This is a genomic window from Glaciimonas sp. PAMC28666 (assembly GCF_016917355.1).
In the GTDB taxonomy this organism is placed as follows: domain Bacteria; phylum Pseudomonadota; class Gammaproteobacteria; order Burkholderiales; family Burkholderiaceae_D; genus Glaciimonas.
This window is the reverse complement of the sequence record NZ_CP070304.1, coordinates 4,002,501-4,019,295: the sequence shown is the minus strand read 5'-3', so window position 1 is coordinate 4,019,295 and position 16,795 is coordinate 4,002,501. Positions and strand designations below refer to the sequence as shown.

The following is a 16,795-nucleotide window of genomic DNA, read 5'->3' as shown; positions in this document are numbered from 1 at the left end:
TCGAGTAAAATAAAATCAATGAAACGGATCGTTAACTCACAACCCGCCGATCCCCACCAACACCACCAACACCACTACCAATACCAATCGACGACCAATCAGGACGGCACCACGTTATCCACTCCCGGCGCACCGAACAATTGCTGCTTCAATTGATGCATCTGATCACGCACTTGCGCCGCCTTTTCAAATTCCAGATTTTTCGCATGGTCGCTCATCTGCTTCTCAAGTCGCTTGATTTCCTTGCTCATCTGCTTCTCGCTCATCGACTCATATTTCACGCGATCTTGCGCCGCATGCAACTCTTCCCGCGCGCCCTGAGCACTATAGACACCATCAATCAAATCGCGAATTTCCTTCCGAATCCCAACCGGCGTAATGCCGTTTTCCAGATTGAAAGCCACCTGCTTGGCACGCCGCCGCTCGGTCTCATCGATCGCCCTGCGCATTGAATCCGTCATCCGATCCGCATACAGGATTGCCGTACCATTCAGATTACGGGCAGCACGACCAATAGTTTGAATGAGGCTTCGCTCGGAACGCAAAAAGCCCTCCTTGTCCGCATCCAGAATCGCCACCAAGGACACCTCAGGAATATCCAACCCCTCACGCAACAAGTTAATCCCAACCAACACATCAAACGTGCCCAAACGCAGATCGCGAATAATTTCGACGCGCTCGACCGTTTCAATATCACTGTGCAGATAACGCACCTTGATACCGTTATCACTCAAGAAGTCAGTCAATTGCTCCGCCATACGCTTGGTCAGCGTAGTCACCAGTACCCGCTCGTTTTTCTTGATGCGAGCGTTCGCTTCCGTCATCAGATCGTCGACCTGGCTCAACGCCGGACGCACCTCAATCAACGGATCGACCAAACCAGTCGGGCGCACCACCTGTTCCACCACCTGATCGGCGTGCTGATTTTCGTAATCGGCCGGTGTCGCCGACACAAAAATCGTCTGCCGCATCTTTCCCTCGAACTCATCAAAGCGCAGCGGCCGATTGTCCAGCGCCGACGGCAACCTAAATCCGTAGTCCACCAGATTGGTTTTGCGGGCGCGGTCGCCGTTATACATCCCGTTCAGTTGTCCGATCAGCACGTGCGACTCATCCAGAAACATCAACGCATCTTTTGGCAAATAATCAACTAATGTCGGCGGCGGCTCCCCTGCTTTAGCCCCGCTCAAATGACGAGAGTAGTTCTCAATCCCTTTAGTGAAGCCAATTTCCTGCATCATTTCCAGATCAAAGCGCGTGCGCTGCTCGATGCGCTGCTCTTCGATCAGCTTGTTTTCCCGACGGAAGAAATCCAGTCGCTCGCGCAACTCATCCTTGATGGTCTCAATGGCCCGCAACACCGTCCCGCGTGGCGTCACATAATGCGAACCCGGATAAATCGTAAAACGCGGAATTTTTTGTTTCACGCGCCCGGTCAGCGGATCAAATAGTTGCAGACTATCAATCTCGTCATCGAACATCTCGATCCGCAGCGCCAACTCCGCATGCTCAGCCGGAAACACATCCACCGTATCGCCCCGCACGCGGAAAGTGCCGCGCCCAAAATCGATCTCATTGCGGGTGTATTGCATCTGGATCAAGCGCGCAATCAAATCACGCTGACTCACCTTGTCGCGGACCCGCAAGGTCAAAATCATCTGATGGTATTCGCTCGGATTACCGATACCGTAAATCGCCGAAACGGTTGCAACAATCACAACATCGCGTCGTTCCATTAACGATTTTGTGCAAGACAATCGCATTTGCTCAATGTGCTCATTGATGGAGGAATCTTTCTCAATGAACAAGTCGCGCTGCGGCACGTAGGCCTCCGGCTGGTAATAATCGTAATAACTCACAAAATATTCCACCGCGTTCTGCGGAAAAAATTCCCGGAACTCACTATATAGTTGCGCCGCCAACGTCTTGTTCGGCGCAAAAATGATCGCCGGTCGCCCCATCCGGGCAATCACGTTCGCCATCGTATAAGTCTTGCCCGAGCCGGTTACGCCCAGCAAAGTCTGATAAAACAGGCCGTCTTCAATGCCCTCAGACAACTTATCAATCGCCGCTGGCTGATCGCCCGCTGGCAAAAAGGGCTGGAACAATTTGAACGGTGAATCGGGAAACGTCACGATTTTAGACTCATCGATCTTGTTCGTAACGGTTGTAACTTGTGATTTGTCAGCCATGGGCTTCGACCTTTGGTAGAATAAGCGGTATTAATTTCGCGCCGAGTCGATGTTGATCCGGCACAGCATTTAACCTGGAGTCCGTCGGACTATGGGCGTCGAAGCGAGAAATGGGCTGGGCGAGGACAGATTTTGCCGGATTCGCAGCGCCAATAGCGAGCTCTTAGCTATTGGTTGAGAAGCTGGTGAAACAGGCACCTCTCAGGTCATTTTGTAGCCGACTCCCACAGTCCGGCAAACTCCTAAGCTGCAGACATACTGTTAGCAGCCAACTTTTAATGTTATCACGATGAACGCTCCCCTTTCAGCCTCCCTCTTTACTGCCATCGAAATGGCGCCACGCGATCCTATCCTTGGCGTCACCGATGGATTTAATTCTGACAAAAATCCGAACAAAATCAACCTCGGCGTTGGCGTCTACTCCGATGACGATAGCAAAGTGCCGCTACTGCAATGCGTACGCAAAGCCGAAGCGCAACTGATAGAAAAGCTGTCGCCACGCACTTACCTGCCTATCGACGGTCTGGCCGCATACGATAAAGCTGTGCAAGAACTGGTATTTGGGGCCAACAGCGCCGTCATTCAAGAGAAGCGCGCCATCACCGTGCAAGCCATCGGCGGCACCGGCGCACTAAAGCTCGGCGCAGATTTTCTGAAACGCTTTTCAGCAGACAACACGCAAGTCTGGATCAGCGATCCAAGCTGGGAAAACCATCGTGCCCTGTTTGAGTTCGCTGGCTTCACCGTCAACAACTATCCGTACTACGACCCTGCAACCCGCGGCGTCAACTTCGCGGCCATGCTCGGCGCATTGAAGACAATGCCACGCGGATCAATCGTGCTACTCCACGCTTGCTGCCACAACCCAACCGGCGCCGACCTCACCAGCGACCAATGGACCGAAGTCATTCAAGTCGTCACTCAAAACGGCCTGGTACCTTTTCTGGATATGGCCTATCAAGGTTTTGGCGATGGCATTGACGCAGACGGCGAAGTCGTTCGTCGCTTCACTGACGCTGGCGGCCCGCTGTTCATTTCGAACTCGTTCTCCAAGTCGTTCTCACTGTACGGCGAACGCGTGGGTGCATTAAGCATCGTCGCCACCACCGCAGAAGAAGCCGGTCGCATCATGTCGCAACTCAAGCGCGTCATCCGCACCAACTACTCCAACCCACCGATTCACGGCGGTCAGGTAGTCGCTACAGCCCTCGCATCGCCAGAGCTGCGTGCATTGTGGGAAGAAGAACTAGCTGGGATGCGCGTCCGCATCCGCGAAATGCGTGAACTGCTCGCCAAGAAATTGAAAGAACAAGCACCAGAGCACGACTTCAGCTTCGTCACCAAACAGCGCGGCATGTTTTCATACACCGGCCTCACTAAAGCACAGGTAGAAAAACTGCGCGATGAGTTCTCAATTCACACCATCGATACCGGCCGTATTTGTGTTGCTGCATTAAATACAAAAAATATTGATTATGTTGTAGCGTCAATCGCAAAAGTCCTTTAATATAGCGGCTCTTTAGGACGAAGACGATGTTGGTTTTAAAACGTTTTCGACCGAAAAAGATTGCAAATTAAATGACGAAATGTTTGACAGTATGAATGTTTCGAGACTATAATTCTGCTTCTTTCTTTTCCCTGATAGCTCAGTTGGTAGAGCGACGGACTGTTAATCCGCAGGTCCCTGGTTCGAGTCCAGGTCGGGGAGCCAGAATACATAAGGGCCTGCAAGCAATTGCAGGCCCTTTTCGTTTGTCCTTTTAGACTGTTTGTTAGACAGTTGTCTAATACTCCTTCCAAAATACGGTCGTTCGACCATTTAAAACCTATAGCCCAACATTCATTTTCATCTCGTGCCAAAAGTTCGCCAATAAATTCCGAATAAATATTTAGAGCCATAGAATTCTTAATGGGTCGGTCGTGTGTTCGAATCACAGACACCACCCCAAAGAGTGCATATAAACAAACATAGGTTCCAATCAATTTTCCGCAAAGCACCTGCCGCACGTTGAACAGATATTTCCAAATGGATTAACGAATGGAGCATCCCCAGGCAGTGGTTTCGAATAGATATATTTATGGCGGCACCAGTTGCGCACCTTTCTCCTTACGAAACCTGCAGTCGGCCCAGAATTTTCGACACCGCCAGAGCTAACGCGCAGGCCGGTCGTTTCGGTCACTGGGTGGGCGCGGCCTATCTGCGGAACATTCAAAACATTCGTTTATACTAAACGTATGTGCGGACGAATTACTCAAACCAGAGCAGCGATTGCTTATGCCAAAGAAATGGGCTGGGTTAATGCTGATTATCGTAAATATGACTGGGCACCCAGTTGGAATGTGCCACCCGGAAGTAGCCCTCTCCTGATGCATCAACTGGATGGTAAAAACAATATTGACTCTGTACCGTGGGGATACCGCCCGCAATGGGCAGTCGACAGAAAAATTCCGTTAATGATCAACTCCCGCCTCGAAAAGGCCGCGACAGGTCCGATGTTTCGAGGCATGTTCCGCTCGGGCCGGTCGATCGTGCCTGCGGACGGATGGTACGAGTGGACCGGCGAAAAGGGGCATAAGCAGCCTTGGTATATTAAGCTGAAGTCAGATCAACCTGTTTTCATGGCCGCGATGACAGACATGCGGCCAAATAAAGAAATTCAACCCGGTTCCGGCTTCGTCATCGTGACTGCTGCAGCCGAGGGCGGTATGGTTGATATCCACGACCGCAGGCCGGTGGTGCTCACAGCCAGTGACGCGGCGCTGTGGATGGACAACAGTCTATCGCCCGCTCAGGCCGAAGAGATAGCGCGTCAGATGGCCCTAGGACCAGAGTATTTCGAATGGTTCAAAGTGTCAACTGATGTGAACAAGGCTGGTCAAAGTGATCCGCATATGATCGAGGCAATCGATAACTAATTATTTAGCGACCGGCGCATTCAGGCTCATGATCGTAATAACCCAGTCTTGTACTTCAAGCTGAAACGCAGCACCAAACGTCCCTGCGTTCTCGGTCAATAAAAAGTATGTGAGCCGATGGCCACCGAGCGTTTTCTACTCCATGCCCACGCGCTTCGCCAGCGTACGGTTTGTTAACATCAGGTTTAACCTTATATCAAATCATTTTTTTCCCTATGGCGTTGCCTTGCGTTATCGGTGATCATCCCCTGACAATTTTTTATAAAAATATGCCTAAGCAGCGGGCATCAAATACGGGAGAGACAAATGTCAGCGCCTTACGAACAACTCTTGATTACCTTTTATGCATCTAAAGTGCAACGTATAGCGGACCGAGCATCAGAGCAAAATGTAGCGACGGAACTGCAGGCGATGATAAAAGAGGCTTGCGATTGTTTTTTGCTGGCCATAGATAGTGATCCGAAAGAAAGCCGCGAGGCATTGCGATCAAAGCTAAGGCTGTTCGCTTCAGTGGCAAACCCCACACGTTCCCAGTTTAAAGGCGGTCTCCTCTATGCGGCCTCGCTCGTGGAATAACCTTTTCTCCTATTGGTATCATCCATAAAAACCCTTGGCGCTGGGACTAGAATTTTTTATGATCGCCCATGAGCGCCCATGAGCGCGCGTCGCTAAGCTGCTCAAACTTGGGGCGTCGTATAAGTCCCGTTGCACGGCTTTCACCGGCGTCGTCATTCCTCTATAGCGACACCCTCCGTGGTGCCAAAACCCACCGTGGTTAAGTCGCCCGGTGCGAAACGCTTGCATAAGACGCGGTTACGCGGGTGCAGTAATGGGCTGAGTTTTCATCGCTTTTTTCCTCCGTACAAACCTTGGCGTCAGCCGAGTGCATGCAGGCGGAAATCTCAGCCTAATCTTCACCAAATTGGCTGGCGAGTGCCCTGCTTTCCTCACGCAGGCGCTGGCTAAACTTGTCCATCAAATGCGCGACGCATTCAATATCGATCAGGGCTTCTTTTTGCGCGTATTTTGGCTTCCATTTTTCGACCGGATAGGTTGCATCAAAAGGGATGGCACTTTCCAGCATGGCGGTTTTAAACTGCGCGTACATACCTTTTGATAACGACCACGCATGGCGGTTGATACGGCTTTTTAATGCGGAATGCGAAGGCGCGAGTGGATTAGGGGGCGATGCCAGCCCCGCTTCCATGCGATTGAATGCGTCGATGTAGGCCCGTTTACATTGCAGCGCTTTTTTGCCGGTGAAACCCATCGTCAATAAAGTAAAGCCGTCTCTGGCGATCTGAAATGTACGCTCTTTACGAGTGGCACCCTGACCGATTGCTACCTCAGTTAACGTCTCCTCAAAGTTGAGGTCATGCCAATCTTGGGGGCAATCTTCTTTTAAAAACGCAATTGCGCTGAGTACCTTGTCGTGACGTTTATGAAAATGTTTCGCTACTTGCGAACTGGTTGCGGTGATTTTGCCCGAGACGACCGTTAAGTTCGGGACGAACGGAATGGCGGCGATGGAGGGGAAATTAGCCATGAAGTGCTCCTCTTTGAGACTTATGAAAGTCCAACAATCCGTTCTTAAGCGAATTGGTGGGCGCGAGTGTTAAGAACTTGTAAAGAGCCAAGCGAGCAGTATTCCCCTTGCGGGTCTTGTATTTCTGCTCCACCGCGCCCATAGAGAAGCTATAGACGTAAAAAATGCCACTGACTGACGGGGTGACATTCCGCTCTTATTCGTGTTCTTAAGCACTTAACCGGAATATACGCCGGGTCTTCGCTGCTTGTCAATTGTAGTTCACATTTGGTGATGGCAATGGATTCACCTCCTGAAAGCTGTGTTCATCAAATGTGACGATGGCTGCTGCTGCGCGAGAAATGCCTGTAATCCCGCAACGCTTATTAGCAGTGAAATGCACTAGGCTTAAAAGAGAATAAGCCGGAGCTTTTATCGTTCCAGGATAGCGAACGTCCACCATAGCGACTTAAATCGAATTTTCCACCAGGAAAATAAGATAACTAGACATAACGAATGTCCAGTCGCTCCCCGAAATTGACGGAAGTTTAAAAAATCGATCTCAGGGCTCTGGTCCACGGTCAGAAATTAGGCACTCCGAATCGTTCTGCCAACATTTCGGAGCCAGTGTCGATCGTGAATAATCCTAATATGCGGAAGCTCACCATTGATAATTTCATTCTTCGTCAATTGAGATAGCTTCTCCCAATCCTGTTTGAAAACGTAGGTTGCATTATTGAGATAACCGCTCTCAAGCAAATAAATGCCCTTATCTTCAAATCCATATACAAAGTAAGCATTAAAACCGCCCTTACCAATGGCAAGAAATCCAGGTTGAAAACCCGCAATAGTGCTCATTCGATACCGAATAAGCTCCTTACCTGAATCATCGAGTGACTTCGTATTATTGGCTACGATAGGGCCGGCTTTTCTCCAGGGATATTGCCCTGCAGGCAAAATTTCCCACTGAAGATTTTTGAGCTTAGTTCCGATTTTAACTCCGGTATTAGCATCTATTATTTCAAATACGCCAAAACATTCGAGCATGAGATTTGCCAGATGTAACACGCTCTCCTCACTCTCTACCAGCATATTAATTTCACGAGTGCAAATTCTCATATCTCGATCATGGCCGAGCACTAAAAAGAATTCAGATGGAGCCTGGACATATTCGCGAGGATAGATATCCATGGTCCGGTATTGTATTCCGCTGTGCTCTTTCCCATGCCAGTCTTTCCAAGTTCGAAATGAGGGGTAAGACATGGGGACCTTGGGCAAATCCCTTCGGACAGTTTCCTTTCCCCGGGCATTGAATGCGGAGACCTTAGCGATGCCCGCAGGGATCAATGTCTGATTCTGCTCCAAGGTTTCGTTGAATCCGAGTTTGGTCCATGTTTCAGGAACCATATCTGTTGCATCGAACGTGAATCTAATTATGGGATGCCTGCCCGTAAAAGCAAGAATCTTAGTCAATGCCCTTATTACTTTTCCTTCAATTCTCATATAACCGCCTCATGAACTGTACGTATCTAATAAGTTAAAAAGAAAAGGCCCCAAAAAGGGGCCTTACACTTACTTTTTAGCTTTACTTGGTTTTGCTATATGCACATTCATAATCACCGTAGTGGCTGGATGGGCCTTAGCAAACTCCTTAGTAACGATTCGTCCAGTCTTCGCGCTTATTGGCATTTCTTTGGTTGTCGGCTTAAGGGCCATATATTCAAATCACTTATAAAAATGCCTCCCCCTCAATCCTCTTATTTTCGAAATTGTAACAACCCTTGCCCATACTGAGCAGATGGCTATAATCTCGGTCTGTCCTTAAGGTGAACTGAAAGGTTGGCCTTATTGCAATAATGACACGCATTTACTGGATGCAGTGTCTCGAACGCCGCACTCAACTATATATTGAGATGCGGCTTTTGGCATTATACTACGCATACTGTGAAAATACACAGTATATATTTGACATTATTGTGATAAGGGTTCTGCAATCTATCGAACTCTTTAAAAGTAGATACAAAGTCTGCTCAGCCCCCTCGAAAAAGTTAGAACGTGAAAATTTGGCGACTCTTGGCGAAGCGTGACGAGCGAAGCGAGCCAATAATCAATTAAATCAAGGGTTTAACAAAACTGTTAATCTGCAGGTCCCTGGTTCGAGTCCAGGTCGGGGAGCCAGAATACATAAGGGCCTGCAAGCAATTGCAGGCCCTTTTCGTTTTTCCTTTTAGACAGTGTCTAATACTCCTCCCAAAATACAGCTCCTCCATACTGAGCCAGCCTGCGAGATGGGACTGTCCGAATCCTCAACTAGTTCATACCTATAACATCTCGATAACGTATGAATACATCAGTATTCTGCTCCTCCTATAAGATAAACTGCTGCAATCAGTAAAGTGATGCCACCTATCCAAGCAAGCCAACTGCCCTGATACACACGAGGACATTCTTCACTATGGCTGACAAAAGAAGCCTTTCCGAACGCGACATCTGCACCAAGTACATCACACCGGCCGTGACAGCCGCAGGTTGGGATCTGCATACTCAGATTCGCGAGGAAGTGAGCTTTACCAAGGGGCGCGTAATTGTGCGCGGCAAACTGCATACGCGTGGTGAACAAAAGCGCGCAGATTACATCCTGTATTACAAGCCAAATATCCCGCTGGCAGTCATCGAAGCTAAGGAAAACGGTCAAAGCGTCGGGGCTGGTATGCAACAAGCTTTGAACTATGCCGAAACCCTCGGCATACCGTTTGTGTTTAGCTCCAATGGCGATGCTTTCCTGATGCATGACCGTACTGGGCTGGCTGAAAAGACCGAGCAGGAACTGGCCTTGGATGCTTTCCCCTCACCCGCGGAACTGTGGCAGCGCTACTGTCAGTGGAAAGGGCTAGAAACATCCGACGCCCGTCGAGCTGTGGAAATGTCGTATTACGATGACGGCGGAGGCCGCGCTCCGCGTTATTACCAAACTAACGCCATCAACAATACAATCGAGGCCGTCGCAAAAGCGCAGCAACGCATTTTGCTGGTAATGGCTACCGGCACCGGTAAGACCTACACGGCATTCCAGATCATCTGGCGCTTGTGGAAATCCAAAACCAAAAAACGCATCCTGTTTTTAGCTGACCGCAATATCCTGGTTGATCAGACCAAAAACAATGATTTCAAGCCGTTTGGTGCAGCGATGACCAAAATCAGCAAGCGTCAGATAGACAAGAGTTACGAAATTTACTTGTCGCTGTATCAGGCCGTCACCGGCAACGAAGAAGAACAGAATATATACAAGCAGTTCTCCCCCGACTTTTTCGACTTGATTGTGATCGACGAATGTCATCGCGGCAGCGCGGCGGAGGATTCCGCGTGGCGCGCCATTCTGGCGTATTTTTCTTCCGCTACGCACATAGGCTTAACGGCCACGCCGAAAGAAACCAAAGAAGTCTCCAGCATCTATTACTTTGGCGATCCGGTGTACACCTACACGTTGAGACAAGGCATTGAAGATGGCTTTCTTGCTCCGTATAAGGTTGTGCGCATCGACATCGACAAAGACGTGCAAGGATGGCGTCCTGACAAAGGGCAAGTCGACAAGCATGGTCTGCTGATTGAGGACCGTGTTTACAACCAGATTGATATGGATCGCAAGTTGGTGTTAGAAAAGCGCACCGAATTAGTCGCCAGAAAAATTACCGAATTTCTCACCACCACCGATCCCTACGCCAAGACCATCGTATTTTGTGATGACATCGATCACGCCGAACGCATGCGCCAGGCTTTGGTCAACCTGAATCCCGAGCGCGTCAAAGAAAACCGCAAATATGTGATGCGTATTACCGGCGATGAGATAGAAGGCAAGGCCGAGCTGGACAACTTTATTAACCCAGAAGAACGTTATCCGGTAATCGCCACCACTTCCAAGTTGATGACGACGGGTGTCGATGCACAAACCTGCAAACTGATCGTACTGGATCAACACATCAAATCGATGACCGAATTCAAGCAAATCATCGGGCGCGGAACGCGCATCAATGAAGATTACGACAAGTTCTGGTTCACCATCATGGATTTCAAAAAAGCGACCGAGCTTTTTGCTGACCCGGACTTTGACGGCGAGCCAGTCATGATTTATGCACCCAAAGTGGATGAATCACCAGTGCCGCCAGATGACGATGAGCAGGAAGTTATTTTTGATGAAAACGGCAATCCAATACCACCAGGCGCAGAAGATACTGGCGTCACACCATCGGGGACGGATGAAGATATTTTTGGCGGTGACGCACCCGGCGCAGGTCGCGTCAAATATGTATTGGCCGATGTGACGGTGTATGTCGTTGCCCAGCGCGTGCAATATTACGGCCCGGACGGTAAACTGATCACCGAATCCATCAAGGATTACACCCGTAAGACAGTGCGTAAAGATTACTCCTCACTCGATCAATTTTTACTGCGCTGGAGCAAAGCCGAGCGCAAGGCCGCCATCTTGCGTGAGCTAGAAGAACACGGCGTGCTGCTGCAACCTCTAGCCGAAGAAGTGGGAAAAGATTTTGATGCATTCGATTTGATCTGCCATGTGGCGTTTGATCAGCCACCATTAACGCGTCGTGAACGCGCCGAAAATGTAAAGAAGCGCAATTATTTTGTAAAATACGGCGAGCAAGCCCGCAAAGTCCTGGAAACACTACTGGAAAAATACGCCGATACCGGCATTGAAAACATTGAAGACATCAAAATTCTCACCCTCGATCCGTTCAAAAATATGGGCACCGCCAGCGAGTTGGTCTCAGCCTTTGGCGGCAAGCCAGCCTACGTAGCCGCACTGTATGAACTAGAGAAAAATCTCTACGCATAACGATTTACGTTCACATTTACCTTTACCGAAAAGTTGTCCGCATTATGAGTATTTCTTCTACTATCAAATCCATCCAAGACATCATGCGCAAAGACGTTGGGGTCGATGGCGACGCCCAGCGCCTTAGCCAACTTGTCTGGATGTTATTCCTTAAAATTTTTGACGACCGCGAGAGTGAATGGGAACTGCTGCAAGACAATTACCAATCGCCGTTGCCAGAACAATACCGCTGGCGCAACTGGGCCGCAAACGCAGAAGGCATGACCGGCGATGCATTAAAGCAGTTTCTGGATAACGATCTGTTCCCTGCTTTGCAGCAGTTAGAGGCCAAAGGTGGCGATCAGCGCGCCTTTGTCATCCGCTCGGTGTTTGAAGATGCGTATAACTACATGAAATCCGGTCAATTGATCCGACAAGTAGTCAACAAGCTTGAGGAAGGGATTGACTTTAACAAGGGACAAGAACGACATTTATTCGGCGATATGTATGAGCAATTGCTACGCGATTTGCAAGCGGCAGGCAATGCGGGTGAATTTTATACACCGCGTGCGGTGACTGAATTCATGGTGCGCATGAGCAACCCGCGCCTCGGTGAAAAGGTGATGGACCCTGCCTGCGGTACCGGTGGCTTTCTATCTTGCTCAATCGAACACATCCGCGCCCAGGATGTCAAAACGGTGGATGACGAAGTGCAATTGCAAGCCAGTATATTAGGCATCGAGAAAAAGCCATTACCGCATTTGCTCTGCACTACCAACATGATCCTGCACGGCATCGATGTGCCGATCAATATTCGCCATGACAATACCCTGTCCTATCCATTAATCAGTTGGGGACCAAAACAACGCGTCGATGTGGTCATTACCAATCCCCCTTTTGGCGGCATGGAAGAAGACGGGATTGAAACCAACTTCCCGGCAGCATTTCGCACCCGTGAAACGGCCGATCTGTTTCTGGTGCTAATCATGCAATTGCTGAAAGCGAATGGCCGTGCCGCGCTGGTGTTGCCGGATGGTTTTCTGTTTGGCGAAGGTATCAAAACCCGTATCAAAGAAAAGTTGCTCACTGAATGTAATCTGCACACTATCGTACGTCTGCCGAACGGCGTGTTTGCACCGTACACCGGCATCAAAACCAATTTGCTATTTTTTAGCAAAGGCGCACCGACGCAACACATCTGGTTTTATGAACACCCGTACCCACCCGGCGTTAAAAGCTACAGCAAAACCAAGCCGATGAAGATCGCTGAATTTGATGTAGAGGCGGCATGGTGGGGGGAAGAAAAAGACGGCTTCAAACACCGCGTAGAAAATGAACAAGCGTGGAAAGTCAGCATAGAAGATATCAAGGCGCGTAACTACAACCTTGACTGCAAGAATCCACATATCGGTGAACAAGAAATTCACGACCCTGATTTGTTGCTGGCGCAGTACGATGCGATGCAGAAGGATATTGCCGCATTGCGCGGGCAGTTGAAAGGCATTCTGGGAGAAGCGCTGCAACGTGGGGTGGCGTCTTGAGCGGTATTCAGCAGTTGTTGACCGAGCATATTGATATCTGGTCTGCTGCCGATAGTGGTAAAAAATCTGGGCGTGGTCGCGCTTCGAGTAATGCTGGGAGTGTGTATGGGATTAGGAAGCTGCGGGAGTTGATACTGGAGCTTGCCGTGCGTGGGAAGCTGGTGCCGCAAGATGCTAATGACGAACCGGCCTGTGTATTGCTCAAGCAAATACAGGTTGAGAAAAATAAGTTGATTGTTGACGGAAAAATCAAGAAAGACAAACTACGGCCACCGATAACCGAGGAAGAAAGACCGTTTGTATTGGCGCAAGGATGGGAATGGACAACACTGGCGTCTGTATCGCTAGTTAACCCTAGAAATAATGCGGAAGATAATTCGCCTGCGTCGTTCGTAACAATGACGATGATTGACGTAAGATTTAATTCTTTACACGATCAAGAGACTCGTCTTTGGAAAGAAATAAAGCAAGGGTTCACCCATTTTGCAGAGGGTGATATTGGGGTTGCAAAAATAACGCCGTGTTTTGAAAACAGTAAAGCATGTGTTTTTTCTGGTTTACTGAATGGGGTAGGCGCTGGGACGACAGAATTACATATTGTGAGGCCAGTCAGTACAACTCTCGCCCCTCGCTATGTCTTGGCTTATTTGAAGTCGCCACAATTTTTGCTGGTCGGTGAGACAAGAATGACTGGTACTGCTGGTCAGAAAAGATTGCCAAAAGAGTTTGTTGAGTCTAATCCATTCCCGCTGCCTCCGCTTGCAGAACAGCACCGCATCGTCGCCAAGGTCGATGAACTGATGGCGTTGTGCGACCAACTGGAAGCCCAACACATCGACGCCGCCGAAGCCCACGAAAAACTCGTGAGCCACCTGCTTGGCACACTTACACTATCGCAAAACGCTGAAGATTTCAGCGCCAACTGGCAACGTATCGCCGCGCATTTCGATACTTTGTTCACCACCGAAGCCAGCATCGATGCCCTCAAGCAAACTTTGTTGCAATTGGCGGTGATGGGTAAACTTGTGCCGCAAGATCTTAAAGATGAGCCGGCTAGTGAGCTACTTGCCAGGCTTAAGTCAGAGAAAAGTAAGTCGATTCCGTTAGGTCAAATCAAAAAAGAAAAGCCGATATCTAATGATGAAAAGCAATTTCGGTTGCCTGATGAATGGGAATGGGTAAGGTTAGAAGATTTAATGCCGGAATTTCAGAATGGGGCATCAAGCCGCGGTGATTCGGATGGAAAGTCGGTCGTGGTATTACGTTTAGCTGACATCAAAAATCGCCGAATTTCACTTGATGAACCCAGAGAACTTTTAATTTCGTCAAATACGATCGATAAATATCGGCTATCGACGGGCGATATCTTGGTTGTTCGTGTAAATGGAAGCGCCGATTTGGTTGGTAGATTTATTGCGTGCGAGGAAAAATTTGATGGGATTTATTGTGACCATTTTATCCGCATGAGAGTCGAACAAAGCATAATGAATCCCAGATTTCTTGCATCACTTGGTGCTTCACAGCTTGTTCGTAATAAAATTAAAGACTTGTTTATTACAACAGCAGGCCAAAAAACGGTTAATCAGAGTCATATTGGATCGCTGATAATTCCATTGTTAAGCCTTGCCGAACAACTACGCATCGTCACCAAAATCGATGAACTGTTGACACTCTGCGACCAACTAAAATCCCGCATCACCGCAACCAATCAGCTACAACAAAAAATAGCAGACGTCATGGTCGAACAAGCCGTGGCGTAATAAACGAATTCAACATTTAATTCCTATCAATTATCACGGAGCGAGCGATGACAGAACCAACAATTACCTGCCCGAGCTGCAAGACCGAGATCAGGCTGACAGAGTCGCTCGCAGCGCCATTGATCGAAGCAACGCGTCAGCAGTTTGAGCAAAAACTCGCGCAGAAAGACAGCGAGATCGTCAAACGCGAAGAAGACATTCGTGAAAAAGAAAAGCTGGTCGCAGAAGCCAAACGCAATTTGGATGAACAGGTTACAGACCAGGTCGCCGCGCAACTGAAAGCAGAACGCACCCGCGTAATCGCCAAAGAGTCCAAAAAAGCCAAGCTGGCAAGCGCGGCAGAACTGGACGCCAAAGCACTGGAACTAACCGAACTGCAAGAAGTGCTCAAAACCCGTAACGAAAAACTGGCCGAAGCTCAAAAGGCGCAAGCCGACTTGATCAAAAAACAGCGTGCGCTGGATGATGAAAAACGCGAACTGGAACTGACCATCGAAAAGCGCGTGCAGGATGGTTTGAGCGAAGTGCGCACATTAGCCAAGCGCGAAGCCGAAGATGGACTCAAGCTCAAGGTCATGGAGAAAGATCAGACAATAGCCGCAATGCAGCAAAAAATTGAAGAGCTTAAGCAGAAGGCCGAGCAAGGCTCTCAACAATTGCAGGGCGAAGTACAGGAATTGGAACTGGAAAATCTGCTACGAGCGAAGTTTCCGTTTGACGCGATAGAACCAGTTGGCAAGGGCGAATTCGGCGGCGACATTCTGCAACGGGTCGTCAGCCCTAGCGGTCAGCCCTGCGGCACGATACTCTGGGAATCCAAGCGCACCAAAAACTGGAGCGATGGTTGGCTGAGCAAATTGCGCGAAGATCAACGCACTGCGAAAGCCGAAATTGCCGTCATTGTGAGTCAGGTCTTGCCCAAAAACGTGGAAGCGTTCGATGTGATTGATGGGGTCTGGATTAGCAGTCCGCGTGCAGCACTGCCGGTTGCAACAGTGCTGCGCCATTCGCTGCTGCAGGTGAACATGGCAAGGCAAGCTTTAGAAGGACAGCAAACCAAAACTGAGATGGTGTACGAATACCTCACTGGACCGCGGTTTCGCCAGCGTGTTGAAGCTATCGTCGAGGCATTCTCCTCAATGCAGATAGATCTGGACAAGGAACGTAAAGTCATCATGAAGCAATGGGCAAAGCGCGAAGAACAGATTGAGCGCGTCATGGGGGCGACGGTCGGTATGTATGGCGATTTGCAAGGTATCGCTGGCAAATCTTTACAGGAAATCGAGGGTCTTGAACTTCAAGCGTTAGAGTCTGACAACAGAATAGCAAAGGTGTTGACCAATTCATAAGATGTGCCTGAACGTGGATGTCGCATTTCCACGGAACTCGGACGGCCAGGTGGGTTTCTTGAGCGTCCGCAAGACAGCGGTAGTTGTCATTAGCGCTCTATGACCCAACTATTGATGACGGTCTCTTTGAGTTGCGCTTGAAAGCGCTGAAGGTAACGCTCGCGTCTTTTACTGTACTGTAATTGGCCGCGAAATTTGTATGTTGCATAGCTCCGTAAAAAAGACACAAAAAACACCCCTGAAAGTGAAACGTATTGCAGAAAATCGCATGAAGGAATTTAAAAATGGCATCTAATCATTCACTATCAACTATGACTCACGCACAACTCAAAGCCAAAGCCCTTGAGAACCCTACCATTCGTGCGGAATACGAACGACTGAATCGAGAAGAATTCGCTATCTTGGATGAGATTCTCGCTGCTCGCAAATCGGCAGGACTGACCCAAGCGCAGATTGCTGAGCGCATGGGAACCAAAGCGCCAGCGGTCGCCAGATTAGAAAGTGCACTGGCCTCAGGCAAGCACTCTCCGAGCCTCAGTTCCTTGCGAAAATACGCCACCGCGCTTGGCAAACGTCTGGAAATACATCTCGTGTAATACCTATCGCAATATGCAAAATATAAATCCGACTATAACGTCGAATTTATATTTTGTAAGCTGTACCGACTCAAAACGCAGGTCCCTG

The 16,795-nt window shown here is 49.1% G+C and carries 12 protein-coding genes and 1 tRNA gene; 10 read left to right on the top strand and 3 right to left on the bottom strand.

Annotation, left to right across the window (positions count from 1 at the left end; translation table 11 throughout):
- Window positions 1-98 precede the first annotated feature (98 nt).
- On the bottom strand, window positions 99-2,192 hold the full coding sequence (uvrB, locus tag JQN73_RS17030) for an excinuclease ABC subunit UvrB (RefSeq protein WP_240162308.1): 2,094 nt from the start codon (window positions 2,190-2,192) through the stop codon (window positions 99-101).
- A 289-nt stretch (window positions 2,193-2,481) separates the two neighbouring features.
- Here uvrB and JQN73_RS17025 point away from each other — a divergent pair, with 289 nt between their 5' ends.
- The 4 genes from JQN73_RS17025 (at window position 2,482) to JQN73_RS17010 (ending at window position 5,684) form a co-directional block, all read left to right on the top strand.
- On the top strand, window positions 2,482-3,699 hold the full coding sequence (locus tag JQN73_RS17025; protein ID WP_205320100.1) for an amino acid aminotransferase: 1,218 nt from the start codon (window positions 2,482-2,484) through the stop codon (window positions 3,697-3,699).
- A 128-nt stretch (window positions 3,700-3,827) separates the two neighbouring features.
- Window positions 3,828-3,903: transfer RNA gene (locus tag JQN73_RS17020), tRNA-Asn, on the top strand.
- A 524-nt stretch (window positions 3,904-4,427) separates the two neighbouring features.
- Entirely contained in the window at window positions 4,428-5,108 is a 681-nt protein-coding gene (locus tag JQN73_RS17015) for an SOS response-associated peptidase (RefSeq protein ID WP_205323426.1), read from the top strand.
- A gap of 306 nt (window positions 5,109-5,414) precedes the next feature.
- Window positions 5,415-5,684: a hypothetical protein gene (locus JQN73_RS17010; RefSeq protein ID WP_205320098.1), complete on the top strand. Its 270-nt coding sequence runs from the start codon at window positions 5,415-5,417 to the stop codon at window positions 5,682-5,684.
- Between the two features lie 331 nt (window positions 5,685-6,015).
- Here the strand turns inward: JQN73_RS17010 and JQN73_RS17005 are convergent, their stop codons facing one another.
- Both JQN73_RS17005 and JQN73_RS17000 read right to left on the bottom strand, forming a co-directional pair.
- Window positions 6,016-6,654 (bottom strand): Rha family transcriptional regulator, encoded by a 639-nt coding sequence (locus JQN73_RS17005; protein WP_205320096.1) that lies wholly within the window; start codon window positions 6,652-6,654, stop codon window positions 6,016-6,018.
- Between the two features lie 567 nt (window positions 6,655-7,221).
- Window positions 7,222-8,136: a hypothetical protein gene (locus JQN73_RS17000; RefSeq protein WP_205320094.1), complete on the bottom strand. Its 915-nt coding sequence runs from the start codon at window positions 8,134-8,136 to the stop codon at window positions 7,222-7,224.
- A gap of 952 nt (window positions 8,137-9,088) precedes the next feature.
- Between JQN73_RS17000 and hsdR the strand changes: the two genes are divergently transcribed.
- The 6 genes from hsdR to JQN73_RS16970 all read left to right on the top strand — a co-directional run bounded on the left by hsdR (window position 9,089) and on the right by JQN73_RS16970 (window position 16,707).
- The gene (hsdR, locus tag JQN73_RS16995; protein WP_205320093.1) at window positions 9,089-11,482 is read left to right on the top strand and encodes an EcoAI/FtnUII family type I restriction enzme subunit R; all 2,394 of its coding nucleotides are present in this window, start codon (window positions 9,089-9,091) and stop codon (window positions 11,480-11,482) included.
- A gap of 44 nt (window positions 11,483-11,526) precedes the next feature.
- Entirely contained in the window at window positions 11,527-13,002 is a 1,476-nt protein-coding gene (locus JQN73_RS16990; protein ID WP_205320092.1) for a class I SAM-dependent DNA methyltransferase, read from the top strand.
- A complete protein-coding gene (locus JQN73_RS16985; protein WP_205320090.1) occupies window positions 12,999-14,762 on the top strand; it encodes a restriction endonuclease subunit S in 1,764 nt (587 codons plus the stop codon). The genes JQN73_RS16990 and JQN73_RS16985 overlap by 4 nt, the downstream gene beginning before the upstream one ends.
- 47 nt (window positions 14,763-14,809) lie before the next feature.
- Window positions 14,810-16,111: a DUF2130 domain-containing protein gene (locus JQN73_RS16980; protein WP_205320088.1), complete on the top strand. Its 1,302-nt coding sequence runs from the start codon at window positions 14,810-14,812 to the stop codon at window positions 16,109-16,111.
- 199 nt (window positions 16,112-16,310) lie between these two features.
- Entirely contained in the window at window positions 16,311-16,406 is a 96-nt protein-coding gene (locus JQN73_RS22530) for a type II toxin-antitoxin system RelE/ParE family toxin (RefSeq protein ID WP_240162307.1), read from the top strand.
- Complete coding sequence (locus JQN73_RS16970; RefSeq protein WP_370551252.1) at window positions 16,396-16,707, top strand: helix-turn-helix domain-containing protein; 312 nt, start codon at window positions 16,396-16,398, stop codon at window positions 16,705-16,707. Before JQN73_RS22530 ends, JQN73_RS16970 begins: the two co-directional genes overlap by 11 nt.
- The last annotated feature ends 88 nt before the right edge of the window (window positions 16,708-16,795 follow it).

Bases quoted from the DNA above. Each gene is read 5' to 3' on its own strand.
- JQN73_RS16990 (WP_205320092.1), top strand. From the start codon at position 11,527: ATGAGTATTTCTTCTACTATCAAATCCATCCAAGACATCATGCGCAAA.
- JQN73_RS17015 (WP_205323426.1), top strand. From the start codon at position 4,428: ATGTGCGGACGAATTACTCAAACCAGAGCAGCGATTGCTTATGCCAAA.
- JQN73_RS22530 (WP_240162307.1), top strand. From the start codon at position 16,311: ATGTTGCATAGCTCCGTAAAAAAGACACAAAAAACACCCCTGAAAGTG.
- JQN73_RS16980 (WP_205320088.1), top strand. From the start codon at position 14,810: ATGACAGAACCAACAATTACCTGCCCGAGCTGCAAGACCGAGATCAGG.
- uvrB (WP_240162308.1), bottom strand. From the start codon at position 2,192: ATGGCTGACAAATCACAAGTTACAACCGTTACGAACAAGATCGATGAG.
- JQN73_RS16970 (WP_370551252.1), top strand. From the start codon at position 16,396: ATGGCATCTAATCATTCACTATCAACTATGACTCACGCACAACTCAAA.
- JQN73_RS17000 (WP_205320094.1), bottom strand. From the start codon at position 8,136: ATGAGAATTGAAGGAAAAGTAATAAGGGCATTGACTAAGATTCTTGCT.
- hsdR (WP_205320093.1), top strand. From the start codon at position 9,089: ATGGCTGACAAAAGAAGCCTTTCCGAACGCGACATCTGCACCAAGTAC.
- JQN73_RS17010 (WP_205320098.1), top strand. From the start codon at position 5,415: ATGTCAGCGCCTTACGAACAACTCTTGATTACCTTTTATGCATCTAAA.
- JQN73_RS17005 (WP_205320096.1), bottom strand. From the start codon at position 6,654: ATGGCTAATTTCCCCTCCATCGCCGCCATTCCGTTCGTCCCGAACTTA.
- JQN73_RS17025 (WP_205320100.1), top strand. From the start codon at position 2,482: ATGAACGCTCCCCTTTCAGCCTCCCTCTTTACTGCCATCGAAATGGCG.